Genomic DNA, 26,251 nt, shown 5'->3' with positions numbered 1-26,251 from the left:
GCGCTCAGATCTGGATGGCCGTGATCAGGCTTGCGATCGCGGCGCCCGCCGTCCAGATCACGCCGAAGATCGGCCAGCCGCCCTTCGGCCCGATGCGGAAAAGCGCGCGCAGCACGCCGAGAAGCCAGGCCGCGTAGATCACCGCCACCGCGCGCAGGAAGGGGATCATCGCCCCCGGCGCCTGGGCGTAAAGCAGCCCGGCGATCAGCACCACCGCCGGCACGGCAAACATCAGCACGCCGAAATTGCCGAGCCAATAGGTGTCACCGAACCCGAGGCGTCCGCCAAGAAGGTCGCCAAACCATTGCGGCGTAAAGATTTTCGCACGTTCGGCCTCGATCGCCTCGAGTTCCTTGCGGGTCGGATCATTCATCGGCTTTCTCCTTTGGCGCGACCCTGAACGAAAAAGGGGCGCCCCGCAAGGCGCCCCCTCGATACATTCCGTCGCGGCTCAGTTGCGCGACTTGTCGACCAGCTTGCCCTTGCCGATCCAGGGCATCATCGCGCGCAGCTTGGCGCCGACCTGCTCGATCTGGTGCTCGTCGTTCAGGCGGCGGGTCGCCTTGAAGAAGGGCTGGCCGACGGCGTTTTCCTGCATGAAGTCACGCACGAACTTGCCGTTCTGGATGTCGGTGAGGACTTCCTTCATCGCCTTTTTCGTCTGCTCGTAGGGCAGCACGCGCGGGCCGGAGACGTATTCGCCGTATTCCGCGGTGTTCGAGATCGAGTAGTTCATGTTCGCGATGCCGCCTTCGTAGATCAGGTCCACGATCAGCTTCACCTCGTGCAGGCATTCGAAATAGGCCATTTCCGGCTCGTAGCCGGCCTCGACCAGGGTCTCGAAGCCCATGCGGATCAGCTCGACGAGGCCGCCGCAGAGCACGGCCTGTTCGCCGAAGAGGTCGGTTTCGCATTCCTGACGGAAGGTGGTCTCGATGATGCCCGAGCGGCCGCCACCGATCGCCGAGCAATAGCTCAGGCCGAGGTCCATCGCCTTGCCGGTCGCGTCATTGGCCACGGCCACGAGGCAGGGCACGCCGCCGCCCTTGACGTATTCGCCGCGCACGGTGTGGCCCGGGCCCTTCGGCGCCATCATGATCACGTCGACGCCCGGCTTCGGCTCGATCAGGCCGAAATGCACGTTCAGACCGTGGGCGAAGGCGATCGCGGCGCCTTCCTTCAGGTTGTCGTGGACGTATTTCTTGTAGGTCTCGGCCTGCAGCTCGTCGGGCATGGTGAACATGATCAGGTCGCACCAGGCCGCCGCTTCGGCGATGCCCATGACCTTCAGGCCTTCGGCTTCGCATTTCTTCGCCGAGGACGACCCCTCGCGCAGCGCGACGACGACATTCTTCGCGCCCGAGTCGCGCAGGTTCAGCGCATGGGCGTGGCCCTGCGAGCCATAGCCCAGGATGGCGACCTTCTTGTCCTTGATCAGGTTCACATCGCAGTCGCGATCGTAATAAACGCGCATCGGATCCTCCGTTTTTGCTGACGCCAGAATAGGCAGGGCGCGAAGAGGATGCGTTCAATGTTTGAATGATTTCGCATCATGAGATAAATTCAATTCGCAAAAATCGAGAATGACGGAAAAATCATGCAAGTCGACGATATCGACCGGCGCATCCTGCGCCAGATGCTGGCGGAGCCGGGGCTTGCTGGGCCCGAGCTTGCCGCGCGCGCCGGCGTCACCGCGGCGACCTGCTGGCGGCGGGTGGAGCGGCTGCGCGAGGCGGGCGTGATCCGCGGCGAGGAGGCGCGGATCGACTGGCGCGCGCTTGGCTGGGAGGTCGAGGTCTCGCTCCGCTTCACCCTCGACAAGACCCATCCGCGCGCCTTCGACGAGTTCCTCGCCGCCGCGCGCAAGGTGCCGGAAGTGCTTGAAATCCAGACCTTCCTTGGCCAGACCGACGTGCGCCTCAACGTCATCGCCCGCGACATGGTGCATTACCGCGAGATCTATCGCGCCCGCATCCTGACCCTGCCGCATATCGCCGACACCGACGCGCTGATGCTGATCTCGACGCTGAAGGAGACCGAGGAGCTGCCGCTGTGATCGCGCTCGACGATACCGATCGCGCGATCCTGCGCGCGCTGGCCCATGACGCGACGCAAAGCGCCGGGGCGCTGGGTCGGCGATTGGGGCTGAGCCAGCCCGCCTGCTGGCGTCGAATCCGGCGGCTCGAGGAGGCGGGGGTGATCGCCGGGCGGCGGCTGGTGCTCGACCTGCCGCAGGTTGGCTTCGGTGTCACCGTGTTCCTGGGGGTGAAGCTCGCGGTGAAGGGGCGCGTCAGCTTCGAGGATTTCGAGCGCGCCGTCGCCGCGATCCCCGAGGTGCAGGTGGTGCAGCACGTGCTGGGCCTCTTCGACTACCGGCTGCGGGTGCGCGCGCGCGACATCGCCGATTTCGAACGCGTGCTGCGGCGCCGGGTCATGACCCTGCCGGGGGTCGGCCAGATCGAGGCGAATGTGCTCCTCTCGGAGGAGCGCCTGCCCGGGCCGCTTGGCTGATCTGCCCGAATTTTGAGCGGCTTGGGTGAAAACATGGCGCATTTCCCGGGCTCCTGCGGGCGCCGCTCTTGCGCCTCGCGCCCCGGCGTCGGACGATGGCGCCCGAGGGGATGACGATGTTCGACGCGACCGCGATCCGCAAGATGCAGCGCAGCCATGGCGAGGGCGCCGTGGCTTTCGATGGCGCGCGTCTCACCGGGCTGCGCCAGAAGGGTTCGGCCAAGGTGCTGCTGCCGCGCGTGCGCGGTGTGCCGGAGATCGTTTTTCTCAATACCTCCGGTGGGTTGACCGCGGGCGATACGCTCGACTACCGGGTCGCGCTCGAGGGCGGCGCGCGGGCCGTCGCGACCACGCAGGCGGCCGAGCGCGCCTATCGCGCCGAGGGCGCGCCCGCGCGGGTCACGGTACATCACCGCGTCGGGCCGGGCGGCTGGCTCGAGTGGCTGCCGCAGGAGACGATCCTCTTCGACCATTCCGCGCTCGCGCGGGAAACCACGATCGAGCTCGCGGCCGATGCCGGCGTGCTGATGCTCGAAGCGGTGATCCTGGGCCGGGCGGCGATGGGCGAGACCGTGCAGGAGCTGCAGTTTTCCGATCATCGGACCATTCTGAGGGCCGGAAAGCCGGTGTTCTTCGAACCTTTCCAGCACAATTCGAACATTCTGGAGAAGGGGCCGCGCAATGCGCTCTTTGGTCCCCATCGCGCCTTCGCCACGCTCGTGCTTTGCGCGCCGGGGGCGGAGGATGCCGTCGGCGCCGCCCACGCGGCGCTGACCGAGCCCGGCGTCGAGGGCGCCGCCTCGGGTTTCGACGGCAAATGCGTGATCCGGCTTCTCGCCGCCGACGGCTGGCCGCTGCGCCGGCAGATCCTGCAACTGATGGGCGCGCTGCGCCGGGGTGCCGCCCCGCCGCGCGTCTGGCAACTCTGAGAGGGAAAGATGAACCTGACGCCGAGGGAAAAGGAAAAGCTGATGATCAGCCTCGCCGCGATGGTGGCGCGGGGCCGCCTCGCGCGCGGGGTGAAGCTCAACCACCCCGAGGCGATCGCGATCATCTCCGACTTCGTGGTCGAGGGCGCGCGCGCCGGCGTCTCCGTCGCCGAGTTGATGGAAACTGGCGCGCAGGTCATCACCGCCGAGCAGTGCATGGAGGGCATCCCCGCGATGATCGAGTCGATCCAGGTCGAGGCGACCTTCCCCGACGGCACCAAGCTCGTCACCGTCCACCACCCGATCCGCTGAGGCAAGCCCATGATTCCCGGAGAGATTTTTCCCGCAGACGGCGACATCACCCTGAACGAGGGGCTCACTGCGATCACCCTTACCGTCGCCAATACCGGCGACCGGCCGGTGCAGGTCGGCTCGCATTACCATTTCGCCGAGACGAACCCGGGCCTTGCCTTCGACCGCGCGGCGGCGCGCGGCATGCGCCTTGATATCGCGGCGGGCACCGCGGTGCGCTTCGAGCCGGGGCAGACCCGCGAGGTGCGCCTCGTGCCCTATCGCGGGGCGCGCAAGGTCTTTGGTTTCAATCAGAAAGTGACGGGGGATCTCTGATGCCGGCCCTGATTTCGCGCGCGACCTATGCGGACATGTTCGGCCCGACCACCGGGGACAGGGTGCGGCTTGCCGATACCGACATCATCATCGAGGTGGAGAAGGATCTCACCACCTATGGCGAGGAGGTGAAATTCGGCGGCGGCAAGGTGATCCGCGACGGCATGGGGCAAAGCCAGATCTCCCGCGCGGGCGGCGCGATGGATACGGTGATCACCAACGCGCTGATCCTCGACTACACCGGCATCTACAAGGCTGACGTCGGCCTGCGCGACGGGCGCATCGCCGGAATCGGCAAGGCGGGCAACCCCGACACCCAGCCCGGCGTCACGCTGATCATCGGGCCGGGCACGGAAATCATTGCCGGCGAAGGGAGGATTCTGACCGCGGGCGGGATGGACGCGCATATCCACTTCATCTGCCCGCAGCAGATCGAGGATGCGCTCGCCTCCGGCGTGACCTGCATGCTCGGCGGCGGCACCGGCCCGGCGCATGGCACGCTCGCCACCACCTGCACGCCCGGGCCCTGGCATATCGCGCGCATGCTGCAGGCGGTCGACGGGCTGCCGATGAACATCGCGCTTGCCGGCAAGGGCAACGCGAGCCTGCCCGAGGGGCTGGTCGAGCAGGTGAAGGCCGGGGCCTCGTCGCTCAAGCTGCACGAGGACTGGGGCACCACCCCCGGTGCGATCGACTGCTGCCTTTCGGTCGCCGACGACATGGACGTGCAGGTGATGATCCACACCGACACGCTCAACGAATCGGGGTTCGTCGAGAACACGCTCGCCGCCTTCAAGGGCCGCACGATCCACGCCTTCCACACCGAGGGGGCGGGGGGCGGCCATGCGCCCGACATCCTCAAGGTGGTTTCCGCGCCGAACGTGATCCCGTCCTCCACCAACCCGACGCGGCCCTACACCAAGAACACGGTCGAGGAGCACCTCGACATGCTGATGGTCTGCCACCACCTCGACAACAAGGTGCCCGAAGACGTCGCCTTCGCCGAAAGCCGGATCCGCAAGGAAACGATCGCGGCCGAGGATATCCTGCACGACATGGGCGCGCTCTCGATCATCTCCTCGGACAGCCAGGCGATGGGGCGCGTCGGCGAGGTCATCATCCGCTGCTGGCAAACCGCTGATAAAATGAAGAAACAGCGTGGGCGTCTGGCCGAGGAGACCGGCGCCAACGACAATCTGCGCGCGCGCCGCTATGTCGCGAAATACACGATAAACCCGGCGATCGCGCATGGCATGGCGGAGCATATCGGCTCGGTCGAGGTCGGCAAACGCGCCGATCTCGTGCTCTGGCATCCCGCGTTTTTCGGGGCGAAGCCCGAGATGGTGCTGATGGGCGGCATGATCATCGCGAGCCAGATGGGCGATCCGAACGGCTCGATCCCGGCGCAGCCCTTCTACACGCGCCCGATGTTCGGCGCCTTCGGAAAGGCGCTGGGCGCGAGCTGCGCCACCTTCGTCTCCGCCGCGGCGGTGGCCGACGGGGTGGGGGCGAAGCTCGGCCTCGAGAAGGAGGTGCTGGCGGTGAAGGGCACGCGCGGCATCGGCAAGGGCTCGATGATGCTCAACACCGCGACGCCGAAGATCGAGGTGCATCCCGAGACCTATGAGGTGCGGGCCGATAGCGAGCTGCTGACCTGCGAGCCCGCCGAGAGCCTGCCGCTCGCGCAGCGCTACTTCCTGTTCTGAGCCGTCAATGCAGGGAAAGACCGGCAAAGAGCCGCGCGCGGGGCGTCGGGCGCGGCAGCGGCAGTTCCGCGCCATCGACCGCCTGCACTGGCACGCGCGAGGTGCGCAGCACGCGCGTCACCTTTTCCCGCATATAGGCGGGATCGAGGCGGATCTCCTCGGGCAGGAGGCGCGGCTCGAACACGCGCTGGCGCAGGGTCTTCAGCTCCACCTTGTGCCAGCGGCCGATCTTCGGCAGCTCCGGATTGCCGAGATAGGCGGCGCGCAGCTCCGCCTCCCGCTTGCGCAGGCGCGCGATTTCCGCACGGATATCAGCGAGTTCGTCGGCCGGGGTTTTCAGATGCATGGGGTGCCTCCCGTTCGGGGTTGTCCCTCGCATCCTGCGGCAGCATGTTTAACAAAGCTCTAAACCCGGAGGGGATCATGGCGAATTTGCCGCGCGCGACGCAGGTTCTGGCAAAGGGCAGCTGGCAGGGGCCGGCCGATCACGTCGCGCTCGATTACGAGGGGCGGTTTCTGCGGCGCAAGCGGCTGGAGGCGGCCTCGGGTCTCGCCTTTCTCGTCGATCTGGCGGAGGTGACGAATATCACGGGGGGCGAGGCTTTCGCGCTCGAGGACGGGCGCCTGGTCGAGGTGCGCTGCGGCATCGAGCCGGTGCTGGCGGTGACCGGCGATCTCGCGCGGCTCGCCTGGCATATCGGCAACCGCCACACGCCCTGCCAGATCGAACCCGCGCGCCTCGTGATCCGCGAGGACCACGTGCTCGAGGCGATGCTGCGCCAGCTCGGCGCCGGGGTGGAGAAGCGGCTCGAACCCTTCCGGCCCGAGGGCGGCGCCTATGGCCTGGGCCGCACGATAGGGCATGAGCATGGTCACAGCCACGGCGATCCGGGCTTTGGCCACAGCCATGGCCCCGGGCAGTTCCATGTCCACCCCTGACCCCGCGGCGCTGCTGAGCCTCGTGCAATGGCTCTCCCCGGCCTTCCCGACCGGGGCCTTCGCCTATAGCCACGGGCTCGAACAGGCGGTGGCGGTGGGCGAGGTGCGGAGCGAGGCAGATCTTGCCGACTGGCTGTCCGACATCCTTGCCCATGGCGCGGGCTGGAACGATGCGGTGCTGCTCGCCTGTGCGCTGCGGGGCGAGGTGATCGCGCCGCTCGCCGATCTCGCCCGTGCGCTCGCCGGTTCGGCGGAGCGGCTGCGCGAGACCGAGGAGCAGGGCGCGGCCTTCGCCCGGGCGCGCGCCGAGATGACGAAGGGCGCGGCAGAGGCGCTGCCGCTGCCGCTTTCCCTGGCCGTGGCGGCGCGGGATCTGGCCTTGCCGCCCGAACAGGTGATAGCACTTTTCCTGCATTCCTTTGCGGCAAACCTCACCTCTGCGGGGGTCAGATTTATACCTTTGGGACAATCGGCGGGTCAGCGGGTGCTTGCCACTCTGCATCCGCTGATCGTCGATCTCGCGGCGCGGGCCGCTGCGGCCACGCGCGCCGATCTCGCCCAATCCGCCTTCCGCGCCGAGCTTCAGGCGGCGGCGCATGAAACGCTCGATGTAAGGATCTTCAAGACATGACGAACGGACCGCTTCGCGTCGGCATCGGGGGCCCGGTGGGTGTGGGCAAGACCACGCTGACCGAACAGCTGTGCCGCGCGCTGGCCCATCGCTGCTCGATGGCAGTGGTGACGAACGACATCTACACCCGCGAGGATGCCGAGGCGCTGATGCGCGCGCAGGTGCTCCCGGCCGAGCGGATCCGCGGCGTGGAAACCGGCGGCTGCCCGCATACCGCGATCCGCGAGGATGCCTCGATCAACCTCGCCGCGATCGCCGAGCTGAACCGTGATTTCCCCGATCTCGACCTCGTGCTGATCGAATCCGGGGGCGACAATCTCGCCGCGACCTTCTCGCCCGAACTGGCCGATCTGACGATCTATGTGATCGACACCGCAGCGGGGCAGGACATCCCGCGCAAGCGGGGCCCGGGCGTGACCCGCTCCGATCTCCTTGTGGTCAACAAGACCGACCTCGCCCCCTATGTCGGCGTCGATCCGGTGCTGCTCGAAAGCGACACGAAAGCCGCGCGCGGCGCCCGCCCCTATGTGATGGCGCGGTTGCGTCAAGGATTGGGCATTGCTGAAATCGTAGGCTTTCTTGAGCGCGAAGGCGGGCTCGAACTGGCGGCGATTCCCGTCTGATTGGCAAATCTCCGACAATTTGATCAATTCTATGCCCGGTTTCTGCGCTGAAACCGGGCATTCGCACAATTATTGATCAGTGATTGCGCTCTTCCCTCGGGCGAGATCATTGCGATCTTGCCGCGATGCGGCGCCCCGGTTTTGCTTCCTAGCGGCGGGCAAAGACCCGCGAGAAGAACAACCCCACGCGCCCCTCGACGGGCTGCGATACGGAGGAACAGGGATATCATGATTACTCGGCGCAATCTGCTGATGACCGTTGCCGCTGCCGGTGCCGTTTCGATGACCGGTCGGGTCGCCTTCGCCGCGGGCGACACCATCAAGGTGGGCGTGCTCCACTCGCTCTCCGGCACCATGGCGATCTCGGAAACGACGCTGAAGGACACCGTCCTGATGCTGATCGAGGAACAGAACAAGAAGGGCGGCGTGCTCGGCAAGCAGCTCGAGGCGGTCGTCGTCGACCCGGCCTCCGACTGGCCGCTTTTCGCCGAAAAGGCGCGCGAGCTGCTCACCGTCGACAAGGTCGACGTGATCTTCGGCTGCTGGACGTCCGTCAGCCGCAAGTCGGTGCTGCCGGTGATCGAGGAGCTGAACGGGCTCCTGTTCTACCCGGTGCAATACGAGGGCGAGGAAAGCTCGAAGAACGTGTTCTACACTGGCGCCGCGCCGAACCAGCAGGCGATCCCGGCGACGGATTACTTCCTCAACGAGCTCGGCGTGCAGAAATTCGCGCTCCTCGGCACCGACTACGTCTATCCGCGTACCACGAACAATATCCTCGAGGCTTACCTCAAGTCGAAGGGCATCGCGGCCGAGGACATCTTCGTCAACTACACCCCCTTCGGTCAGTCGGACTGGTCGAAGATCGTGGCCGACGTGAAGGCGCTGGGCGCCGACGGCAAGAAGGTCGGCGTGATCTCGACGATTAACGGCGACGCGAACATCGGCTTCTACAAGGAGCTTGCCGCCTCCGGCATCACCGCCGAGGACATCCCCGTCGTCGCCTTTTCGGTCGGCGAAGAGGAGCTTTCGGGCCTTGGCGCCGGCGATCTGAAGAACCTCGTCGGCCAACTCGCCGCCTGGAACTACTTCGAGAGCGCCGACACCCCCGAGAACAAGGCCTTCATCGAGGCCTGGCACAAGTTCATCGGCAATGACAAGCGCACCACCAACGACCCGATGGAGGCCACCTATATCGGCTTCAACATGTGGGTGAACGCGGTGACGCAGGCCGGCACCACCGAGGTCGACCCGGTGTCCGACGCGATGATCGGGCAGAAGTTCCCGAACCTCACCGGCACCGTGGCCGAGATGCTGCCGAACCACCACCTGACGAAGCCGGTGCTGATCGGCGAGATCATGGAGGACGGCCAGTTCGACATCATCTCGCAGACCGATCCGGTGCCGGGCGATGCCTGGACCGACTTCCTGCCGGAATCCGCCGTGCTCGAGTCGGACTGGAAGACGCTCAAATGCGGCATGTACAACAAAGAAACCAAGGCCTGCGTTCAGCTGAAGTCGAACTACTGATCGGCTGTCAGCACCCAGGAGGGGGCGTCCGCGCCCCCTCCGACGAATTTCGCGGGGATCCGAGATGCGCAAATTCCTTCTGGCGCTGAGTGCAAGCCTTTGCATCGCGCTGCCCGGCCTCGCGCAGGAAAGCGCGCCGCCCACGCCTCCCGACAGCACCGTCACCACGCCCGAAGCCGTGCCGCCTGCGGCCCCGGTTCTGACCGGCCTGGCCAAGGTGATCGCCGAGAATGCGGCGGCGATCGCGAAGCCCTCGCGCCAGACGATCGGTCCGGTGATCGCCGCGATCGACGCGGCGGGGGAGGGGGCGCCGGCGTTCCTCGCCGCCTGGGCCGACAAGAAGCTGGGCGCGCGCAAGAGCGATGGCGCGATTTTCTTCGTGGAAAAACAAGGGGCTGACTACGCGTTGAGCGATCCGGTCACGGGGGGCGCCGCCGGCACCGCGCCGAAATCCGAGATCACCGAGATCAAGCCGAATTCCGGCGTGCGCGGGCTGATCGCCTCGGCGCTGGTGCAGTTCCAGCTTTCCGACCCCGACCCGGTGCAGCGCCGTGCCGCGCTCGACAGTCTTTCGCGCGAGGGCGGGCCCGAGCATCTCGAACCGCTCGCCGCCTCGATCGCGGGGGAGAGCGATGCCGCGATCAAGGCGCAGAAGGAGCGCCTTCTCGGCCTGCTCACGATCCGCTTCGGCGCCACGCCCGAGGCCCGCATCGCCGCGATCGAGGGGTTTGGCGCCGATCTCGCGCTCGATTTCCGCGCGGCCCTGAACCCGATCCTCGCCACCACGCGCAAGGCCTTCGCCGCCGCGCCCGAGGGCAATGTCGCCAAGACCCTGCGCCCCGGCCACGGCGGTTTCTCGGCGGAGGAGGCCTATGCGCTCCTCGTCTCCGAGGGGCTGGCGCCGAAACGCCTCACCCGCGCCGATCTGCGTGCGGCGCTCGAGGCGCATGTGGAAAACGGCGCCGTGGGCGGCATCCCGGTCGCCGAGCTCGACCAGCCCGCCAAACGCGACGCGGCCTATACCGCGCTCGAGACCGCGGGCCTCGTGCCTGCCGCCGCGACCGATGACGAGGTCGCCTCCGCCGTCGCGGCCCACCAATACGCCGACATCTATACCGAGCCGGACAGCGCCGTCACCACGGCCGCCGCCGCCGCGCTGCAATCGGTCTCCTTCAAGGTCGATGCGATGCAGGGGATGGACCTCGGCCTCGATGCGCTCTCGCTCGCCTCGATCTATTTCCTCGCCGCGATCGGCCTGGCGATCACCTTCGGCGTGATGGGCGTGATCAACATGGCGCATGGCGAGTTCATCACCATGGGCGCCTATACCGGCTATGTCGTGCAGCTCTGGATCCACGACTACACCGTCTCGATCCTCGTCGCGTTGCCCTTGGCCTTCCTCGTCACCTTCACCGCGGGGGTGGCGATGGAGCGGCTGGTGATCCGCCACCTCTACAAGCGCCCCTTGGAGACGCTGCTCGCCACTTTCGGCATCTCGATCGCGCTGCAGCAGCTCTTCAAGAACATCTTCGGCACCCAGGCGCGCCCGCTGACCGCCCCCGACTGGCTCGATGGCGCCTGGGTGATGAACGACATCGTCGGCATCTCCTATATCCGCATCGCGATCTTCGTGATGGCGCTTGTCTTCCTCGCCCTCTACCTCTGGGTGATGAAGCGCACGCGGCTTGGCCTCGAGGTCCGCGCGGTGACGCAGAACCCCTCGATGGCGGCCTCGATGGGGATCAACCCCGACCGGATCAACATGCTGGCCTTCGGCCTTGGCTCCGGCATCGCGGGCATCGCGGGCGTTGCGATCGGGCTTTTTGCCAAGGTCACCTCGGAGCTTGGCTCCGATTACATCGTGCAGAGCTTCATGACCGTGGTCGTCGGCGGTGTCGGCAATATCTGGGGCACGCTGGCTGGCGCGACCCTCGTCGGCTTCCTGCAAAAGGGGATCGAGGCGCTGAACCCGTCGAACACGCTCGCCGCGCAGACCTACATGATCCTCTTCATCATCATCTTCATCCAGTTCCGGCCGCGGGGGATCATCGCCCTCAAGGGCCGCGCGGCGGGGGATTGACCATGACGCGCATGCTTCTTGTCACGCTTCATCCTTCTTCTTGGCAAAAATACTCCGGGGGGCTCGGGGCATGCCCCGAGCGGGGGCTGGCCCCCCGGCCGCCGGCCCCGCCAGCACCGGAGGCCCAGTCGTGAAGCCCGGTTTCCTCGCCAAGAACCCCTCGGTCCTGACCTTCCTTGCGGTGCTTGCGCTCTTCACCCTCGGGGTGACGGTGCTGAGCCATGCCTATGGCACCGAATACCTCTCCACCTCGATGGTGAAGACGCTGGGCAAGACGCTGTGCCTCTGCCTGATCGCCCTCGCGATGGATCTGGTCTGGGGTTACACCGGCATCCTGTCGCTCGGCCATTTCGCCTTTTTCGGGCTTGGCGGCTACATGATCGGCATGTGGCTGATGTATGCCCGCACGCGCGAGATCGTGCTCGCCTCCGCCACCGGCCTGCCGATGACCCCGCAGGAGATGAGCGACGCGATCGCGACGCAGATCTTCGGCGTCGTCGGTTCGTCCGAGCTGCCCGCGATCTGGCATTTCGCCGGATCGCTGCCGATGCAGCTGATCTTCGTCGTGCTGATCCCGGGGCTGCTCGCCTTCGTCTTCGGCTGGCTCGCGTTTCGCTCGCGCGTTACCGGGGTGTACCTGTCGATCCTGACCCAGGCGATGACGCTGGCGCTTTCGCTCTACCTGTTCCAGAACGACAGCGGCCTGCGCGGCAATAACGGGCTCTCGGGGCTGCAGAATATCCCCGGCCTCACCGACAATCAGGATCTGCTCTCGATCTGGTTCTTCTGGGCATCGGCCCTCGCCCTCGGCCTCGGCTATCTGCTGGCAAGCTTCGTCACCTCGGGCAAGTTCGGCTCGGTGATGCGCGGCATCCGCGATGACGAGGCGCGCGTGCGCTTCCTCGGCTACTCGGTCGAGGGCTACAAGCTCTTCGTCTTCACCCTCACCGCGATCATCGCGGCGATCGCCGGCGCGCTTTATTACCCGCAGGCCGGCATCATCAATCCGGCCGAGATGGCGCCGATCGCCTCGATCTACCTTGCCGTCTGGGTCGCGATCGGCGGGCGCGGGCGGCTTTACGGCGCGGTGATGGGGGCGGCTTTCGTCTCGCTCGTCTCGACCTGGTTCACCGGCGGGCGCGCGCCCGATCTGAACCTCGGTTTCTACACGGTGAAATGGGTCGACTGGTGGCAGGTGCTGCTCGGCCTCAGCTTCGTGCTCGTCACGCTTTTTGCGCCGAAGGGGCTTTCGGGCCTCGTCGATCTGATCGCCGGGCTCAGGCCGCCGAAGCGCGGGGGCACGCCGCTTGGCCCCGATGACGGATCGCTGCAGGAGAAGGAGGCCGAGGCATGACCGCGCTGCTCGAAGTGTCCGGCATCTCCGTCAGCTTCGACGGGTTCAAGGCGATCAACAACCTCTCCTTTTCGATCGGCGAGGCGGAGCTGCGCGCCGTGATCGGCCCGAACGGCGCCGGCAAGACCACCTTCATGGATATCGTCACCGGCAAGACGCGGCCCGACGAGGGCAAGGTGCTCTGGGGCGAGAAGTCGGTGAACCTGCTGAAGATGAACGAGGCGCAGATCGCGCGCGCGGGCGTCGGGCGCAAGTTCCAGCGCCCCACCGTCTTCGAGGATCAGACCGTCGCCGACAACCTGATGATGGCGCTGAAGGCGGCACGCTCGCCCTGGAAGGTGCTGGTCTGGCGCCCGGGCAAGGCGGATCACTACCGCGTCAAGGCGCTGGCCGAGCAGGTCGGGCTGGGCGACAGCCTCACCCGGAAATCCGGGGAATTGTCGCATGGTCAGAAACAATGGCTCGAGATCGGCATGCTGCTCGCGCAGGAGCCGCGGCTGCTTCTGGTCGACGAACCCGCCGCGGGCATGACGCTGGCGGAGCGCGAGCATACCACCGCGCTGCTCGTCGAGCTTTCGAAATCGAAGGCGGTGGTGGTGGTCGAGCACGACATGGAATTCGTGCGCCGGCTGAACTGCAAGGTCACCGTGCTGCACGAGGGATCGGTGCTGGCCGAGGGATCGCTCGACCATGTCACCGCCAACCGGCAAGTCATCGAAGTCTATCTGGGGCGCTGAGCATGCTGCAAACAAAAGGGCTTACGCTCCATTATGGCGGTTCGCAGATCCTCTACGGCATCGACATGGAGGCCCGCGCGGGCGAGGTGACCTGCATCATGGGCACCAATGGCGTGGGCAAGACTTCGCTTCTGAAGGCGATCTCGGGCACCCATCCGCGGTCTGGCGGCACGCTGACGCTCGACGGCGAGGATGTGCCGCGCGTGCCGCCGCAGGGCATGGCGCGGCGGGGGCTGGGCTATGTGCCGCAGGGGCGGATGATCTTCCCGCTGCTCACCGTGCAGGAAAACATGGAAACCGCCTTCGCGGTCTTGCCGCGGTCGGAGCGGTTCATCCCCGACGAGATCTATGAACTGTTTCCGATCCTGAAAGAGTTTCTGCATCGCCGCGGCGGCGATCTGTCGGGCGGGCAGCAACAGCAGCTCGCGATCGCGCGCGCCATGCTGATGAAGCCGAAGATCCTGCTCCTCGACGAGCCGACCGAGGGGATCCAGCCCAATATCATCCAGCAGATCGGCCGGGTGATCGCCTATCTGCGCGAGAAGGGCGACATGGCGATCATCCTCGTCGAGCAGTATTTCGACTTCGCCCATGACCTCGGCGACCGCTTCTATGTGCTCAAGCGCGGGGCGGTGGCGATGGAGGGGACGAAGGAAACCCTGACCCGCGAGGCGCTGCGCGAGGTGGTGAGCGTCTGAGGGGCGCCGCCCCTCGCCCCTGCGGGGCTCACCCCGAGGTATTTTCGGCAAGATGAAAACGATCTCCTTCATCTTGCCCGAAATACCTCGGGGTGCGGGGCAGAGCCCCGCTCAGCGCACGCCAAGCCCGGCGCGCATCAGGGTCTTGCGCACCGGTTTCAAGGAATAAAGCGCGCCGAGCACGCCTGCGCGCAGGTCGCGCAGCGGGCGCATCTCGACCATCGAGGCGCGGTTGAGGAAGTCGATGCCGATCTCGCGCGCCTTCACCTCGGGCCAGCGGCGCCGGTTGTAGGCGGCAAGCATCGCGGCCTCGCCGATATGGGCGGGGTCGGTCTCGCACAGGCGCAGCAGGCAGGTGAGATCGGCGAGCGACATGTTCAGCCCCTGCGCGCCGATCGGCGGGATCACATGCGCGGCCTCGGCGATGAGGGCGACGCGCTCGGCGGTGAAACGCTCGGCGATCTGCGTCATCATCGGCCAGACCGAGCGGCGGGTGACGAGGGTGAGCGGGCCCAGAAGCCCGGTCGAGCGTGCGTTCATCGCTGCCTCGAACTCCGCCACCGGCAGGGCGGCGAGGCGGTCGGCCTCCGGCCCGCGCTCCATCCAGACGATGGCCGAGCTGTGCAGCCCGTCGCGGTCGGGCAGCGGGATCAGGGTGAAGGGGCCGCCCGAGCGGTGGATCTCGGTCGAGACGTCGTTGTGCGGTTTCGGATGGGTGACGGCGAAGGCAAGCGCCTTCTGGCCGTAGCGCGTGGTCTTCACCCGGATGCCCGCGGCCTCGCGGATGAAGGAATTGCGCCCGTCCGCGGCGACGACGAGCCGCGCCTTCACCCGGGTGCCGTCGGAAAGCCGCACCTCGGCGCCGCTTTGCCGGGTGACAAGGCCCGTGGTCGCCACGCCCGGGCGGAAATCGACGAGCGGCAGATCCGCGATCCGCGCCACGATCTCGCGCCGCAAAAGCCAGTTCGGGAAGTTCCAGCCGAAGGGCTCGTCCGACAGATCCGCGGCGTCGAAATCGCGGGTGAGGCGCGCCTCGGGCTCGGCGCCGCCGGCGTCGATGATGCGCATGATCTGCAGGGGCGCGGCATGCGGCGCGATGCGCGCCCAGATGCCCGAGCTTTCGAGCACCGCACGCGAGGGATGCAGGAAGGCGGTGGTGCGCATATCGGCGCCCTCCGCCGCTTCCGAGGTCGCGGGCGGGGTCGGATCGACGCAGATCGTGGTGAAGCCGGCCGCCCCGAAGGCCGCCGCCGCGGTGAGCCCGGCGACGCCGCCGCCGGAGATCAGGATATCGGTTTCGATCGCTGCCGCGGTCTGCGTCTCGGGCATGGGGCACCTCCGTTCAACTGGCGCCACCATGGCCCGAGCGCGCCGCGGGCGCAATCGGGCGCGGGGCGCGTGCGGCGATCCGCCCGCACCCTGCGCGGGGCTCAGCCGATCGAGCTCAGGATCAGGAGGGCGAGCACGATGAAGGTGAGCCCGACGAACCACAGCGTGATGCCGCCGAGGCCCATCACCAGCCCGCCGACGACCGCGCCGCCAACGATCACCAGCGCCAGAATATACATGAAGAGGGCGCCGCTGTTGCCCGTTTCACTGTGGGTAGCCGTCATGTCCGTTCCTTTCCAGCCGTGCGGATAGGTCCATCCGCGATATACCTTTGCATACCGGTGGTAAAGATTCGGTCACAGGCCACATCTTGTCGCAGCCCAAAACGGCCCGGAGCCTGCGCTCGGACCGTTCCGGAAGATCGTGGGAAGATTGGGGGCTCAGCCGCCCGCGGTCATCACCACGAGGAAGGCGAGCATCGCCCAGGTCGCGGCGACGCCGCAAAGGATCAGCCCGCCGAGGCCATAGAAGGCAACGGCAGCGACGACCACGAGGACGATGAAAACCGCGAAGAGCGAAACGGCGAGCGTCGCGTCCTTGCCGGTGGCTTCGTGGTGATGCGTGGTCTCGACGCCGGAATCGGCGGTGGTCATGGTCATGAGAATCTCCCGTAGCTGTCTCCCTGACAGCCCGACCTGAATACATGCCGCGGCGCCGCATGGGAACCGCGACAGAATGTCGCGCTCAACGCGCCTGCGGCCTGTGGCCGCGGTGCCGCAGGGTGGTCAGAAACTGCGGCAGGTCATTGGTATGAAAGCCGATATGGGCGGCGCGTTCGGGTTTCGGGCCGACATGCACCGTCTGCATCCCCATCGCATGGGGCACGGCCAGATTGCGCGGATCGTCCTCGAACATCGCGGCGCGCTTCGGGGTGATGCCCGCGCGGGCGAAGACCGCGTCGAAGGCCTCGCGATGCGGCTTCGGGTGAAACCCCGCATCCTCGACGCCATAGACCCCGTCGAAAAGCCCGCTCAGCCCGCGCGCGGCCAGCACGTTCTCGGCATAGGGCGCCGAACCGTTGGTGAAGACGATCCGCCGCCCCGGCAGATCGGCGATCGCGGCGCGCAGCGCGGGATCGGGCGTCAGGCTGTCGAATGAGATGTCGTGCACCTCCGCCAGATAGGGCAGCGGATCGACGCCATGTTCATGCATCAGCCCGGCGAGCGTGGTGCCGTAAAGCCGCCAATACTGGTCGCGCAGATGGTCCGCCTCCTCCGCGCCGACGCCAAGCACCCGCATCACATAGGCGGTCATCTTCACCTCGATCTGGGCGAAGAGCCGCGCCTGCGGCGGATAAAGCGTGTTGTCGAGGTCGAAGACCCAGTCGGTGACGTCGGCGAAGGCGATTTCGGGGGACATGGCGCGACCCTAGAGCGCAGCGCGGGCGGGGGCAAGGGGCGGCGGGCGGCTGGATTGCCGGTTGTCAGCTGCCCGGGGCGCGCCTATCGTTCGCGCCTTGAAACCGGGCGCGCGCCCGGCCGGAGGAGCAAGGCCGCGATGCAGAAGGATGCCTATACGCTGATTCTCGAGGCGATCGACGCCGGGGTCTATCGCCCGGGCGACCGGCTCGTCGAATCGGAGCTGGCCGAGCGGCTTGGCGTGTCGCGCACCCCGGTGCGCGAGGCGCTGCAGCGGCTCGAGACGCAGGCGATGCTCGCGCGTGACGGCCGTTCGCTGATCGTCGCCTCGCTCGATCACAACCAGCTCGCCGAGCTTTACGTCGTGCGCGCCGAGCTCGAGGCGCTCGCCGCGGCGCTGGCCGCGAAACATGCCGCGCCGGAGGAGGTGCGGGTGCTGCAGGAGATGATCGACGAGGATCGCGGCCATACCGATGATCCGATCGCGCTTTCGAAGGCGAACAAGCGGTTCCATCGGCAGATCCATCTCGCCTCGCACAACCGCTACCTCGTGCAGCAGCTCGACCTCGTGCATCGCTCGATGGCGCTGCTCGCCACCACCTCGCTCGCCGCCGAGGGCCGCGGCGAGACCGCGCTCGCCGAACATCAGGCGATCGTCGACGCGATCCGCGCGGGCGACGAGGAGGCGGCCTCGACCGCGCTGCGCCGCCATATCTCGAAGGCTTTCGAGACAAGGCTGAAGCTCGACGCGACGGGGGCCACCGCCACCGGCCGCAAGGGCGGCTGAGTTCAGTCGATCAGCGGCGCGCGCGGGGTGCGTGCCGGCGCCGCAGGGCGGGGCCGCGCCGCGGCGATCGCCGGCACCAGCTCCGATTGCGCGCCGGGGGCCGCGACCGTGTGCAGCGTGTCGAACACGCCATGCACCGTCTTGTCCCAGTAGAAGGGCTTGGTGATGACCTCGTAGATTGCCTTCCAGCCGGCGAGCGCGCCGAGCGGGAAATAGAGGTTCAGCGAGGGCACCCAGGGGATCAGGTGGCGATGTTCGCGCCCCCGCACCGCCCAGGCGCCGACCGCGATATTGACGATCTCGGTCATCACGAAGGCGAAGAGCATCAGCGTCTCGAGACCGGGCGAGAGGATCGCCTCGATCGGGTGCCAGAAGCCGAAGAGGATCAGCCAGCAGCTCCAGAGCAGCGGCGCGAGCAGATATTGCGAGAGCGCGCCGAGGATCAGCACCTGCATCCCGAGGAAGCGCTTCGGCCCGAGATCGCGCCAGAGCTGCACCGGGTCGCGCATATGCACCGCCCAGGTCATCGCATAGCCCTTGAGCCAGCGCGAGCGCTGCTTGACCCAGGGGAGTGTGCGGCAGTTCGCCTCCTCATAGGTCACGGTCGGGATCAGTTCGGTGCGATAGCCGCGCCGCGCGAGGCGGATGCCGAGATCGGCGTCCTCGGTGACATTATGCGCGTCCCAGCCGCCAAGCTCCTCGATCACCGAGCGGCGGAAAAAGAGCGTGGTGCCGCCCAGCGGCACGACGAGGCCGAGCCGGGCGAGACCGGGCAGCATCGCGCGGAACCAGGCGGCGTATTCGATCGTGAAGCAGCGCGCGAGCCAGTTCGTGCGCGGGTTGTAATAGTCGAGCACGCCCTGCAGGCAGGCGACATCGGGCGCCGCCTCGGCAAAGCAGCGCGCGGCGACGTGGAGCTGGTCGGGCTCGGGCGCGTCCTCGGCATCCCAGACGCCGACGATCGAGCCGCGGCAGAAGTTCAGCGCGTAGTTCAGCGCCCGGGGCTTGGTCTTGATCGGGCCGTTCGGCACCACGACGACGCGCATCCAGACCGGCAGCTCGGTGCCGGCAAGCGCGTGGCGCGTCATCAGGTCGTCCTCCTCCACGACGAGTAGCACGTCGAGCAATTCGCGCGGGTAGGTCAGCCGGCCAAGCCGCTGCACGAGGCGCCCGGCGATGTCGCGCTCGTGGAACAGCGGCACCATCATCGAGATCATCGGCAGGCGCGCCGGGTTCGGCGGTGGCGGCAGATCGGGGCGGAGCGCGGCGCGGCGCGAGACCCGGTAATGCGCCCGGATCTCCGCCGCGGCGGCGAGCGCCTTCAGCCCCATCGTGGCGAAAAGCGTCACCATCGCCCAGCCGAAGAGCAGCGCGAAGACGGTGATCGGCGCGAGGAACAGCCCCACCGCCGAAGCGCCGATCGCGCCAAGCGCGATCCGCGCGGCGCGCTGTTCGTTGCGGGTGCGGCAGCTTTCGCGCGGGTCGACCTTGATCTCGGCGCGGCGGATCAGCGCCGTCTGCCGGCGCGAGAGCAGCGCGGCATGCACGTCGCGTTCGGGCGCGATCACCATCCGATAGGGGCCGAGCCGGGCCGGCAGCGCCTCTCGCAGCCGCGCGAAAGCCTCGGGCCGGGCGGTGGCGATCAGCGTCACTCCGCCGATCCGGCGCCAGGGCACCATCGCCTCCTGCAGGCAGCGCTCCGGGCCGAGCGCGTCGATCATCCGCGGGTCGGGCGGCGTGGCGATCAGGTCGACGACGGCGGCCTTCCACTGCGTGGCGAGCGCGGCCATCAGCGCCGCCTCGGTCACCCAGCCGTGGGTGAGGAGGATGTCGCCGAGGCGGACATCCTCGCGCCCGCGCAGCGCCAGCGCCTTGAGCAGATCACCGGGCGAGACTGCCCCCATCTCGAGCAGGATCTGGCCCAGCGGCGTGCGGCGCGGTGCGGGCGCGGGGCGTTCGACCAGACGCAGCGCCGGCTCCGGCCGATCGGCCGCCGTCCCGACGATCTTCAGTCGCACATTGCCCCGAACCATCGCTCGCGTCCCGCCCAGATCCCGTTCGATCTCAGTTAACGGGGCGGTTGGTTAATGCGTGGTTAATGCCTTTCGCCCCCCGGGAAAGAAGGCATCGGGCGGCCTCTCTGTTTCCGATCCGTTCCTGCCTGCGCAGAAAAAAGGGCGCCGAAGCGCCCGTTTTCGTAGGATTTTCAGGGCTCAGGCGGCGCGCCGGCCGCGAATCGCCTCGGCGAAACGCTCGAAGAGATAGTAGCTGTCCTGCGGGCCCGGGCTCGCCTCGGGGTGATATTGCACCGAGAACACCGGCCGCCCCGCGAGCGCGATGCCGCAGTTCGAGCCGTCGAAAAGCGAGATATGCGTTTCCGTCACGCCCTTCGGCAGGGTCTGCGCGTCGACGGCGAAACCGTGGTTCATCGAGGTGATCTCGACCTTGCCGGTGGTCAGATCCTTCACCGGGTGGTTCGCGCCGTGATGGCCGTGGTTCATCTTGATCGTCTGCGCGCCGAGCGCGAGGGCGAGCATCTGATGCCCGAGGCAGATGCCGAAGACCGGCAGATCGGTCTTCAGGATGTCCTTGATCATCGGCACCGCATAGGCGCCGGTCGCCGCCGGATCCCCCGGGCCGTTCGACAGGAACACGCCCTCGGGGTTCAGCGCGAGCACCTCTTCCGCCGTCGCGGTCGCGGGCAGAACGGTCACGTCGCAGCCCGCCGAGGCGAGGCAGCGCAGGATGTTGCGCTTTGCACCGTAGTCGATCGCGACGACCTTGAGCCCCTTGCCCTCGCGGGCCTTGTAGCCCTCGGGCCAGGCCCAGCGCATCTCGTCCCAGTGGTAGCTCTGCGCGCAGGTCACGTCCTTGGCGAGGTCGAGCCCGACGAGCCCCTTCCACTCGCGCGCCTTGCGCACCAGCCCCTCGACGTCGAAGACGCCGTCCGGGTTATAGGCGAGCGCGACATGCGGCGCGCCTTGCTGACGGATCGCGCGGGTCAGCCGGCGGGTGTCGACCCCGCCCATGCCGATCTTGCCGTGTTTCGCGAGCCAGTCGCCGAGATCGCCGGCCGAGCGCCAGTTCGAGGGCTCGGTCGGATCCCATTTCACCACCAGACCGGCGGCGGCGGGCACATCGCCCGACTCGTCATCCTCGGCATTGGTGCCGACATTGCCGACATGCGGGAAGGTGAAGGTGACGACCTGCCCGGCATAGCTCGGGTCGGTCATGATCTCCTGATAGCCGGTCATCGCGGTGTTGAAGACGAGCTCGGCCACCGTCTCGCCCGGCGCGCCGAAGCCCTTGCCGTAGAAAAGCTGTCCGTCGGCGAGCGCGATCAGCGCGGTCGGCTTTTCCGATGACTGGTTCACTGCAGGCATGGTTCGACTCCCCGGGGAAAAAATCTGCTGGAAACTACGGGGGGCGAGAGGCCGGGTCAAGGCCTTTGGTCATTTCTTGTTATCGTTGAAAATCAATGACTTGCGCGAGTTGTGTCGGCCGCGGCTTCGGGCTATTGTGACGCTCTGACGGAATGAGAGGGTAAAGCCCATGCGTGACAGACTTGCCGCGGCACTCAAGGAAGCGATGAAGGCGAAGGATCAGGCGCGTCTGTCGACGCTGCGGCTGATCAATGCGGCGATCAAGGATCGCGAGATCGCGCTGCGCGGCGAAAACGAGGGCGCGACGGTGGGCGATGCCGAAATTCTCGCGATCCTCGGCAAGATGGTGAAGCAGCGCCAGGAATCGGCGCGCGCCTACGAGGAGGGCGGGCGGCTCGAACTGGCCGAGAAGGAGCAGGGCGAGGTCAAGGTGATCGAGGAATTCCTGCCGCGTCAGCTGACCCCGGACGAGGTCGCGGCGGCGGTCGAGGCCGCGGTGGCGAAGGTCGGGGCAAGCTCGATCCGCGACATGGGCCGCGTGATGGGCGAGCTGAAGGCGAAATACACCGGGCAGATGGATTTCGGCGCGGTCGGCCCGATGGTGAAATCGAAGCTCGGCTGAGGCCGGGCAGGGGGCCAGCCCCCTCTTTTCCTGCGGAAAATTCACCCCCGGAGTATTTCGGCCAAGAAGAAGCATCGGATTTCTTCTTGGCGCAAATACTCCGGGGGGCTGCATTCGCAGCGGGGGCAGCGCCCCCTCCTACCCCTGAAAATCGCGCAAGGCGGCGAGCGCTTCGGTGATCTCGCGCTGCAGCCGGCGCCGCTCCTCCGGCGTGAGGCCGCGGCCGATCTCCACTGCGCGCGGCCCGCCGGTGAGGGTGAGGTAATCCGCGACCGGCCCGCCGCTCGGATGCAGTTCGGCACGCAGCCAGTAGGGGTTCGCCTCCCAGAGTTTCGGAGCCTTGCCCGCGCGGCTGTGGCGGAGCGTCGCCCGATCGGGGGTGAGGATCAGCTCCTCGCGGATCGCCCCCGCGCGATAGGAGCGCGAAAGCGCCGTCCAGAGCGCCCAGACCGTGCCCGCGACGAAGGGCAGCAAGCCCCAGAGCAGCGGCGAGCCGAGCACGGCGAGCAGTGGCAGCGCGAGGAAAACCGCCGTGGCGGCGATGAAGGCTGCGAAGCCGGTCTTCGGCAGTGAGCGCCAGGGCCAGACCTCGAGCCTGACCTCGGGCGGTGAACCTGACCAGCGGTAGGGCATCGGTGCCTCACGGGATGCGCCCTCCCAGCCTAGGCGAGGAGGGCGCTGCGCGGCAAGCCTGCGGTGCGTGGGGGTCAGACGGGTTGCAGGCTGCGCCGGCGCAGGGCAAGGCGCGCATGCAGGATCATCCCGCCCGCCATCGCGAGGGTGAAGGTGAGGCCGGCGCTGCCGCTCCAGCCGAGCGAGGCGAGCGCCGGGCCGGGGCAGAAGCCCGCCAGCGCCCAGCCTGCGCCGAAGAGCACCGAACCGCCGAGGAGCCGCGCGTCGATCGGCTGTTTCGGCATCGGCGGGAAGGCACTGCCGTCGAGCGCGGCGCGCCGCCGCGCGGCGATCCGCCAGGCGAGCGCCATCGGCAGGATCGCCCCGCCGAGCACGAAGATCAGCGTCGGATCCCAGGCGCCTGCGAGGTCGAGGAAGCCCTGCACCTTGGCCGGATCGGTCATGCCGGACACCAGCAGGCCAAGGCCGAAGAGCGCACCGGAGAGGGTGGAAATGAGCAGGCGCATCACAGGGCTCCGATCAGGTGGCGGACGAGAAACATGGTGACGACACCGGCGCCGAGATAGGCCGCCGTCGCCGCGATCGAGCGCGGCGCAAGGCGCGCCATGCCGACGACGCCATGGCCCGAGGTGCAGCCATTCGCCATCCGCGTGCCAAATCCCACCAGCAGACCGGCGACGACCATCAGCGCCAGATCGCGCGAACCGGTGAAGGCGGGCGCGCCGAAGGCGAGTGCCGCCAGCGCCGGCGCCCCGATCAGCGCCGCGACGAAGGCGAGGCGTTCGCGTGAGGTATCGCCCTCGAGCACCGCGCCGAGGATCCCGCTCGCGCCCATCACCCGGGCGTTGCCGAGGAGCAGGAGCGCGGCGGCGCAGCCGATCATCAGCCCGCCGGTGAGGCCGAGGATCCAGTCATGGGGCAGGGAGGTAAACATTGAGGGCCGTCCTTTCCTGCCCTGGAATCTGGGGCAGGAGGGGGGCTCTGTCCATCGGGGCGGGGAAATAAGGACCGGGTTGCGGAGGGTGGGCAGGGGGCTGTCACGCGGTTTGCGCGCGGGGCGCCAGGGGGAGAACGTTGTTTCTCCGTGGTCTTCTTTGCGGGATGAAAATTCCGCCTAGGCAAGGGGAAACTCCAGGAGTCGGAATGCCTGTCCTTGAAAAGACGAAGGCCCCGGGACGGAGCCGGGGCCTTCGCCGATGCCGCTTTGGATCAGTGGGCCTTGGCGTGGTCCCACTCCTCCGGCCGCGGCAGCTGTTCGAACGTATGCTCGGGCGGCGGGCTCGGCAGGGTCCATTCCAGCGTGTCGGCATATTCGTTCCAGTAGTTCTTCTCGGTCACCCGCTTGCCCGCGAGGAGCGTGTAGAACACCACGCCGATGAACCACAGGAAGGAGGCGAAGGCGATGAAGGCGCCGATCGAGCTGACGTAGTTCCAGGTGGCGAAGGCCTCCGGATAGTCGATGTAGCGCCGCGGCATGCCCTGCCGGCCGAGGAAGTGCTGCGGGAAGAAGATCAGGTTCGAGCCGATGAACATCGCCCAGAAATGGAGCTTGCCGGCCCATTCCGGATATTGCCGCCCCGACATCTTGCCGATCCAGAAATAGATCCCGGCAAAGATCGCATAGACCGCGCCAAGGCTCATCACATAGTGGAAATGCGCCACGACGTAATAGGTGTCGTGATAGACCCGGTCGAGCGGCGCCTGGCTCAGCACCACGCCGGTCACGCCGCCCACGGTGAAGAGGAAGAGAAAGCCGAAGGCCCAGAGCATCGGTGTTTTGAACTCGATCGAGCCGCCCCACATCGTCGCGATCCAGGAAAACACCTTCACGCCGGTCGGCACCGCGATCACCATCGTCGCCAGCATGAAATAGCTCTGCTGCGTCAGGCTGAGGCCCACGGTGTACATGTGGTGCGCCCAGACGACGAAGCCCAGCACCCCGATCGCCACCATCGCATAGACCATCGGCAGATAGCCGAAGATCGGCTTGCGCGCGAAGGTCGCGATCACGTGGGAGATGATGCCGAAGCCGGGCAGGATGATGATGTAGACCTCGGGGTGGCCAAAGAACCACAGGATGTGCTGGTAAAGGATCGGATCGCCGCCGCCCGCCGGGTTGAAGAAGGTGGTGCCGAAGTTGCGGTCCATCAGCAGCATGGTGATCGCGCCCGCCAGCACCGGCAGGCTGAGCAGGATCAGCCAGGAGGTGACGAAGATCGACCAGCCGAACAGCGGCACCTTGTGCAGCGTCATGCCGGGCGCGCGCATGTTGAGGAAGGTGGTGATCATGTTGATCGCGCCGAGGATCGACGAGGCGCCCGAGACATGGACGGCGAAGATCGCGAGATCCATCGAATAGCCGCCCTCCGAGGTCGAGAGCGGCGGATAGAGCACCCAGCCCACGCCCGAGCCATGCTCCCCCCCGCCGCCCGGCGCGAAGAAGGAGGCGATGCCGAGGCAGACGCCCGCGACATAGAGCCAGTAGCTGAGATTGTTCATCCGCGGAAAGGCCATGTCCGGCGCGCCGATGTGCAGCGGCATGAAATAATTGCCGAAGCCGCCGAAGAGCGCGGGGATCACCACGAAGAACATCATTAGCACGCCGTGATAGGTGATCATCACGTTCCACAGATGCCCGTCGGGGGTGCAGGTCTGGCTGGCGTCGGCGATCAGCCGCGCGCCCTCCTGGCACATGTATTGCACGCCCGGATGCATCAGCTCGAGCCGCATGTAGACGGTGAAGGTGACCGAGATCAGCCCCACCGCCGCCGCGGTGAACAGATAGAGAATTCCGATGTCCTTGTGATTGGTGGACATGAACCAGCGGGTGAAGAATCCCCGCTGCCCATGCGCACCGCCGTGAAGCGCCGCGTCGGCCATGAATTTCCTCCCTGTGCCGCGGTCCGGGCTCTCCCTTCCCGGGGGCCGCAGGCCAAAGCTTAGGAGGCAAATTTCCGCCGGGCAACAAAACATGCACGGATGGTGCGAAATTTTGTCGCAGGGGGCGCCGCCCCCTCGGCCTTCGGCCTCACCCCCGGGATATTTCGGCACTCTGGAAGGGCGGGCCCTTCGTTTCCAAAGTGGTGAAATATCCCGGGGGAGTCTCCGCAGGAGACGGGGGCAGCGCCCCCGCGCGGTCAGCCAAGGCAAAGGGCCCGGTCGCGAGACCGGGCCCGATGATCGTTGCGGCGATGCCGCCTGCGATTACTTGACGACCGAGGCGAGATAGGCCGCGACGTCCTCGCCGCCCTTCGGCAGCTTGAAGGTCATCTTCGAGGCGCCGGTGCCGCCGTGGCTGTCGATGAACTTGGTCGGATCGACGACATATTCCGCGATCAGCGCTTCGTCCCAGACGAGGCCGGCGGCCGCGGCGCCCTTGATGCCGTCGCCGTATTTGAAATCTTCGTAGCTGGCGGCCGGGCGGCCGACGACGCCATAGAGGTTCGGGCCGACCTTGCCGCCCTTGACGACCGCGGTCCCGTCGGGCGCGACGATCGAGTGGCAGGCCTTGCACTTGGTGAAGGTCTTGGCACCGGCTTCGGCGTCGCCCGCGAAGGACGGGGTCGCGAAGGCCAGAGCGGCGAGGGTGACGTAGAAGCTGATCTTCATCGCAGGATCCTTGGTCTTTATGTCTCTTGGCCCGGCTGCGCCGGGGGCGGGGGCAGTTAACCAGCCCCGAAAACCCATAACACAGGGCAAAAGGTCGCGCATATC

30 protein-coding genes are annotated in these 26,251 nt (G+C 67.2%); 16 read left to right on the top strand and 14 right to left on the bottom strand.

The genetic code is table 11. From position 1 onward, the window contains the following. Positions 1–4: 4 nt before the first annotated feature. Both AB7U46_RS08540 and ilvC read right to left on the bottom strand, forming a co-directional pair. Positions 5–373, bottom strand: coding sequence for a hypothetical protein (locus tag AB7U46_RS08540; RefSeq protein ID WP_428336533.1), 369 nt, complete (start codon positions 371–373; stop codon positions 5–7). A 78-nt stretch (positions 374–451) separates the two neighbouring features. Continuing rightward, on the bottom strand, positions 452–1,474 hold the full coding sequence (gene ilvC / locus AB7U46_RS08535; RefSeq protein ID WP_428336532.1) for a ketol-acid reductoisomerase: 1,023 nt from the start codon (positions 1,472–1,474) through the stop codon (positions 452–454). A 123-nt stretch (positions 1,475–1,597) separates the two neighbouring features. On the opposite strand from ilvC, the gene AB7U46_RS08530 reads away from it, so the two are divergent. The 6 genes from AB7U46_RS08530 (at position 1,598) to ureC (ending at position 5,773) form a co-directional block, all read left to right on the top strand. After that, positions 1,598–2,056: an Lrp/AsnC family transcriptional regulator gene (locus AB7U46_RS08530; protein ID WP_428336531.1), complete on the top strand. Its 459-nt coding sequence runs from the start codon at positions 1,598–1,600 to the stop codon at positions 2,054–2,056. After that, the gene (locus AB7U46_RS08525; protein ID WP_428336530.1) at positions 2,053–2,511 is read left to right on the top strand and encodes an Lrp/AsnC family transcriptional regulator; all 459 of its coding nucleotides are present in this window, start codon (positions 2,053–2,055) and stop codon (positions 2,509–2,511) included. Before AB7U46_RS08530 ends, AB7U46_RS08525 begins: the two co-directional genes overlap by 4 nt. A 116-nt stretch (positions 2,512–2,627) precedes the next feature. Next, positions 2,628–3,440: an urease accessory protein UreD gene (locus AB7U46_RS08520; RefSeq protein WP_428336529.1), complete on the top strand. Its 813-nt coding sequence runs from the start codon at positions 2,628–2,630 to the stop codon at positions 3,438–3,440. Positions 3,441–3,449: 9 nt separating this feature from the next. Beyond that, positions 3,450–3,752, top strand: coding sequence for an urease subunit gamma (locus tag AB7U46_RS08515; RefSeq protein ID WP_428336528.1), 303 nt, complete (start codon positions 3,450–3,452; stop codon positions 3,750–3,752). Between the two features lie 9 nt (positions 3,753–3,761). Continuing rightward, positions 3,762–4,067: an urease subunit beta gene (locus AB7U46_RS08510; RefSeq protein WP_428336527.1), complete on the top strand. Its 306-nt coding sequence runs from the start codon at positions 3,762–3,764 to the stop codon at positions 4,065–4,067. Then, positions 4,067–5,773, top strand: coding sequence for an urease subunit alpha (gene ureC, locus AB7U46_RS08505; RefSeq protein WP_428336526.1), 1,707 nt, complete (start codon positions 4,067–4,069; stop codon positions 5,771–5,773). The genes AB7U46_RS08510 and ureC overlap by 1 nt, the downstream gene beginning before the upstream one ends. A 4-nt stretch (positions 5,774–5,777) precedes the next feature. On the opposite strand, the gene AB7U46_RS08500 is transcribed toward ureC, so the two are convergent. Further along, positions 5,778–6,119 carry a hypothetical protein gene (locus AB7U46_RS08500; RefSeq protein ID WP_428336525.1) on the bottom strand — a complete coding sequence of 114 codons (342 nt, stop codon included), beginning with the start codon at positions 6,117–6,119 and terminating at the stop codon, positions 5,778–5,780. Positions 6,120–6,196: 77 nt separating this feature from the next. Between AB7U46_RS08500 and AB7U46_RS08495 the strand changes: the two genes are divergently transcribed. From AB7U46_RS08495 to urtE, 8 genes are all read left to right on the top strand, one after another. Next, positions 6,197–6,712, top strand: coding sequence for an urease accessory protein UreE (locus AB7U46_RS08495; protein WP_428336524.1), 516 nt, complete (start codon positions 6,197–6,199; stop codon positions 6,710–6,712). Further along, positions 6,699–7,343: an urease accessory protein UreF gene (locus AB7U46_RS08490; protein ID WP_428336523.1), complete on the top strand. Its 645-nt coding sequence runs from the start codon at positions 6,699–6,701 to the stop codon at positions 7,341–7,343. Before AB7U46_RS08495 ends, AB7U46_RS08490 begins: the two co-directional genes overlap by 14 nt. Continuing rightward, positions 7,340–7,966 (top strand): urease accessory protein UreG, encoded by a 627-nt coding sequence (gene ureG / locus AB7U46_RS08485; RefSeq protein WP_428336522.1) that lies wholly within the window; start codon positions 7,340–7,342, stop codon positions 7,964–7,966. The genes AB7U46_RS08490 and ureG overlap by 4 nt, the downstream gene beginning before the upstream one ends. Before the next feature lie 252 nt (positions 7,967–8,218). Further along, entirely contained in the window at positions 8,219–9,496 is a 1,278-nt protein-coding gene (urtA, locus tag AB7U46_RS08480) for an urea ABC transporter substrate-binding protein (protein WP_428336521.1), read from the top strand. Positions 9,497–9,560: 64 nt separating this feature from the next. Continuing rightward, positions 9,561–11,576: an urea ABC transporter permease subunit UrtB gene (urtB, locus tag AB7U46_RS08475; protein ID WP_428336520.1), complete on the top strand. Its 2,016-nt coding sequence runs from the start codon at positions 9,561–9,563 to the stop codon at positions 11,574–11,576. 130 nt (positions 11,577–11,706) lie between these two features. Beyond that, on the top strand, positions 11,707–12,930 hold the full coding sequence (urtC, locus tag AB7U46_RS08470; RefSeq protein ID WP_428336519.1) for an urea ABC transporter permease subunit UrtC: 1,224 nt from the start codon (positions 11,707–11,709) through the stop codon (positions 12,928–12,930). Further along, complete coding sequence (gene urtD / locus AB7U46_RS08465) at positions 12,927–13,667, top strand: urea ABC transporter ATP-binding protein UrtD (protein WP_428336518.1); 741 nt, start codon at positions 12,927–12,929, stop codon at positions 13,665–13,667. The genes urtC and urtD overlap by 4 nt, the downstream gene beginning before the upstream one ends. Before the next feature lie 2 nt (positions 13,668–13,669). After that, the gene (gene urtE, locus AB7U46_RS08460; protein ID WP_428336517.1) at positions 13,670–14,365 is read left to right on the top strand and encodes an urea ABC transporter ATP-binding subunit UrtE; all 696 of its coding nucleotides are present in this window, start codon (positions 13,670–13,672) and stop codon (positions 14,363–14,365) included. A 111-nt stretch (positions 14,366–14,476) separates the two neighbouring features. On the opposite strand, the gene AB7U46_RS08455 is transcribed toward urtE, so the two are convergent. From AB7U46_RS08455 to AB7U46_RS08440, 4 genes are all read right to left on the bottom strand, one after another. After that, positions 14,477–15,694 carry a UbiH/UbiF family hydroxylase gene (locus AB7U46_RS08455; RefSeq protein WP_428336516.1) on the bottom strand — a complete coding sequence of 406 codons (1,218 nt, stop codon included), beginning with the start codon at positions 15,692–15,694 and terminating at the stop codon, positions 14,477–14,479. 101 nt (positions 15,695–15,795) lie between these two features. Then, a complete protein-coding gene (locus AB7U46_RS08450; RefSeq protein ID WP_428336515.1) occupies positions 15,796–15,978 on the bottom strand; it encodes a hypothetical protein in 183 nt (60 codons plus the stop codon). A 156-nt stretch (positions 15,979–16,134) separates the two neighbouring features. Beyond that, positions 16,135–16,353 (bottom strand): hypothetical protein, encoded by a 219-nt coding sequence (locus tag AB7U46_RS08445; protein ID WP_428336514.1) that lies wholly within the window; start codon positions 16,351–16,353, stop codon positions 16,135–16,137. An 85-nt stretch (positions 16,354–16,438) separates the two neighbouring features. Next, complete coding sequence (locus AB7U46_RS08440; RefSeq protein WP_428336513.1) at positions 16,439–17,113, bottom strand: pyrimidine 5'-nucleotidase; 675 nt, start codon at positions 17,111–17,113, stop codon at positions 16,439–16,441. Positions 17,114–17,251: 138 nt separating this feature from the next. Between AB7U46_RS08440 and AB7U46_RS08435 the strand changes: the two genes are divergently transcribed. Next, on the top strand, positions 17,252–17,899 hold the full coding sequence (locus AB7U46_RS08435) for a GntR family transcriptional regulator (protein ID WP_428336512.1): 648 nt from the start codon (positions 17,252–17,254) through the stop codon (positions 17,897–17,899). A 2-nt stretch (positions 17,900–17,901) separates the two neighbouring features. Here AB7U46_RS08435 and AB7U46_RS08430 read toward each other — a convergent pair whose 3' ends face one another. Together AB7U46_RS08430 and carA are read right to left on the bottom strand one after the other, a co-directional pair. After that, the gene (locus AB7U46_RS08430; protein WP_428336511.1) at positions 17,902–19,932 is read right to left on the bottom strand and encodes a glycosyltransferase family 2 protein; all 2,031 of its coding nucleotides are present in this window, start codon (positions 19,930–19,932) and stop codon (positions 17,902–17,904) included. A gap of 180 nt (positions 19,933–20,112) precedes the next feature. Beyond that, on the bottom strand, positions 20,113–21,282 hold the full coding sequence (gene carA / locus AB7U46_RS08425) for a glutamine-hydrolyzing carbamoyl-phosphate synthase small subunit (RefSeq protein ID WP_428336510.1): 1,170 nt from the start codon (positions 21,280–21,282) through the stop codon (positions 20,113–20,115). A 169-nt stretch (positions 21,283–21,451) separates the two neighbouring features. On the opposite strand from carA, the gene AB7U46_RS08420 reads away from it, so the two are divergent. After that, entirely contained in the window at positions 21,452–21,904 is a 453-nt protein-coding gene (locus AB7U46_RS08420) for a GatB/YqeY domain-containing protein (RefSeq protein ID WP_428336509.1), read from the top strand. 138 nt (positions 21,905–22,042) lie between these two features. On the opposite strand, the gene AB7U46_RS08415 is transcribed toward AB7U46_RS08420, so the two are convergent. From AB7U46_RS08415 to AB7U46_RS08395, 5 genes are all read right to left on the bottom strand, one after another. Further along, positions 22,043–22,537, bottom strand: a complete 495-nt coding sequence (locus AB7U46_RS08415; RefSeq protein WP_428336508.1) for a DUF2244 domain-containing protein — start codon at positions 22,535–22,537, stop codon at positions 22,043–22,045. Positions 22,538–22,611: 74 nt separating this feature from the next. Continuing rightward, positions 22,612–23,043, bottom strand: a complete 432-nt coding sequence (locus AB7U46_RS08410; RefSeq protein WP_428336507.1) for a DUF6691 family protein — start codon at positions 23,041–23,043, stop codon at positions 22,612–22,614. Then, complete coding sequence (locus AB7U46_RS08405) at positions 23,043–23,471, bottom strand: YeeE/YedE family protein (protein WP_428336506.1); 429 nt, start codon at positions 23,469–23,471, stop codon at positions 23,043–23,045. Before AB7U46_RS08405 ends, AB7U46_RS08410 begins: the two co-directional genes overlap by 1 nt. A 275-nt stretch (positions 23,472–23,746) precedes the next feature. Then, complete coding sequence (ctaD, locus tag AB7U46_RS08400) at positions 23,747–25,417, bottom strand: cytochrome c oxidase subunit I (RefSeq protein WP_428336505.1); 1,671 nt, start codon at positions 25,415–25,417, stop codon at positions 23,747–23,749. A gap of 324 nt (positions 25,418–25,741) precedes the next feature. After that, a complete protein-coding gene (locus tag AB7U46_RS08395; protein WP_428336504.1) occupies positions 25,742–26,146 on the bottom strand; it encodes a c-type cytochrome in 405 nt (134 codons plus the stop codon). Between the last annotated feature and the right edge of the window lie 105 nt (positions 26,147–26,251).

The sequence above is a fragment of the Paenirhodobacter sp. genome (genome assembly GCF_050177655.1).
Lineage (GTDB): Bacteria > Pseudomonadota > Alphaproteobacteria > Rhodobacterales > Rhodobacteraceae > Rhodobacter.
Note: the sequence above shows the minus strand (reverse complement) of the source record. Positions and strands in the feature narration are given on the sequence as shown.

Excerpts from the sequence above, each read along its gene's own strand:
- AB7U46_RS08540 (WP_428336533.1), bottom strand. The coding sequence starts at position 373 with ATGAATGATCCGACCCGCAAGGAACTCGAGGCGATCGAGGCCGAACGT.
- ilvC (WP_428336532.1), bottom strand. The coding sequence starts at position 1,474 with ATGCGCGTTTATTACGATCGCGACTGCGATGTGAACCTGATCAAGGAC.
- AB7U46_RS08530 (WP_428336531.1), top strand. The coding sequence starts at position 1,598 with ATGCAAGTCGACGATATCGACCGGCGCATCCTGCGCCAGATGCTGGCG.
- AB7U46_RS08520 (WP_428336529.1), top strand. The coding sequence starts at position 2,628 with ATGTTCGACGCGACCGCGATCCGCAAGATGCAGCGCAGCCATGGCGAG.
- AB7U46_RS08515 (WP_428336528.1), top strand. The coding sequence starts at position 3,450 with ATGAACCTGACGCCGAGGGAAAAGGAAAAGCTGATGATCAGCCTCGCC.
- AB7U46_RS08510 (WP_428336527.1), top strand. The coding sequence starts at position 3,762 with ATGATTCCCGGAGAGATTTTTCCCGCAGACGGCGACATCACCCTGAAC.
- ureC (WP_428336526.1), top strand. The coding sequence starts at position 4,067 with ATGCCGGCCCTGATTTCGCGCGCGACCTATGCGGACATGTTCGGCCCG.
- AB7U46_RS08500 (WP_428336525.1), bottom strand. The coding sequence starts at position 6,119 with ATGCATCTGAAAACCCCGGCCGACGAACTCGCTGATATCCGTGCGGAA.
- AB7U46_RS08495 (WP_428336524.1), top strand. The coding sequence starts at position 6,197 with ATGGCGAATTTGCCGCGCGCGACGCAGGTTCTGGCAAAGGGCAGCTGG.
- AB7U46_RS08490 (WP_428336523.1), top strand. The coding sequence starts at position 6,699 with ATGTCCACCCCTGACCCCGCGGCGCTGCTGAGCCTCGTGCAATGGCTC.
- ureG (WP_428336522.1), top strand. The coding sequence starts at position 7,340 with ATGACGAACGGACCGCTTCGCGTCGGCATCGGGGGCCCGGTGGGTGTG.
- urtA (WP_428336521.1), top strand. The coding sequence starts at position 8,219 with ATGACCGTTGCCGCTGCCGGTGCCGTTTCGATGACCGGTCGGGTCGCC.
- urtB (WP_428336520.1), top strand. The coding sequence starts at position 9,561 with ATGCGCAAATTCCTTCTGGCGCTGAGTGCAAGCCTTTGCATCGCGCTG.
- urtD (WP_428336518.1), top strand. The coding sequence starts at position 12,927 with ATGACCGCGCTGCTCGAAGTGTCCGGCATCTCCGTCAGCTTCGACGGG.
- urtE (WP_428336517.1), top strand. The coding sequence starts at position 13,670 with ATGCTGCAAACAAAAGGGCTTACGCTCCATTATGGCGGTTCGCAGATC.
- AB7U46_RS08455 (WP_428336516.1), bottom strand. The coding sequence starts at position 15,694 with ATGCCCGAGACGCAGACCGCGGCAGCGATCGAAACCGATATCCTGATC.
- AB7U46_RS08450 (WP_428336515.1), bottom strand. The coding sequence starts at position 15,978 with ATGACGGCTACCCACAGTGAAACGGGCAACAGCGGCGCCCTCTTCATG.
- AB7U46_RS08445 (WP_428336514.1), bottom strand. The coding sequence starts at position 16,353 with ATGACCATGACCACCGCCGATTCCGGCGTCGAGACCACGCATCACCAC.
- AB7U46_RS08440 (WP_428336513.1), bottom strand. The coding sequence starts at position 17,113 with ATGTCCCCCGAAATCGCCTTCGCCGACGTCACCGACTGGGTCTTCGAC.
- AB7U46_RS08435 (WP_428336512.1), top strand. The coding sequence starts at position 17,252 with ATGCAGAAGGATGCCTATACGCTGATTCTCGAGGCGATCGACGCCGGG.
- AB7U46_RS08430 (WP_428336511.1), bottom strand. The coding sequence starts at position 19,932 with ATGGTTCGGGGCAATGTGCGACTGAAGATCGTCGGGACGGCGGCCGAT.
- carA (WP_428336510.1), bottom strand. The coding sequence starts at position 21,282 with ATGCCTGCAGTGAACCAGTCATCGGAAAAGCCGACCGCGCTGATCGCG.
- AB7U46_RS08420 (WP_428336509.1), top strand. The coding sequence starts at position 21,452 with ATGCGTGACAGACTTGCCGCGGCACTCAAGGAAGCGATGAAGGCGAAG.
- AB7U46_RS08415 (WP_428336508.1), bottom strand. The coding sequence starts at position 22,537 with ATGCCCTACCGCTGGTCAGGTTCACCGCCCGAGGTCAGGCTCGAGGTC.
- AB7U46_RS08410 (WP_428336507.1), bottom strand. The coding sequence starts at position 23,043 with ATGCGCCTGCTCATTTCCACCCTCTCCGGTGCGCTCTTCGGCCTTGGC.
- AB7U46_RS08405 (WP_428336506.1), bottom strand. The coding sequence starts at position 23,471 with ATGTTTACCTCCCTGCCCCATGACTGGATCCTCGGCCTCACCGGCGGG.
- ctaD (WP_428336505.1), bottom strand. The coding sequence starts at position 25,417 with ATGGCCGACGCGGCGCTTCACGGCGGTGCGCATGGGCAGCGGGGATTC.
- AB7U46_RS08395 (WP_428336504.1), bottom strand. The coding sequence starts at position 26,146 with ATGAAGATCAGCTTCTACGTCACCCTCGCCGCTCTGGCCTTCGCGACC.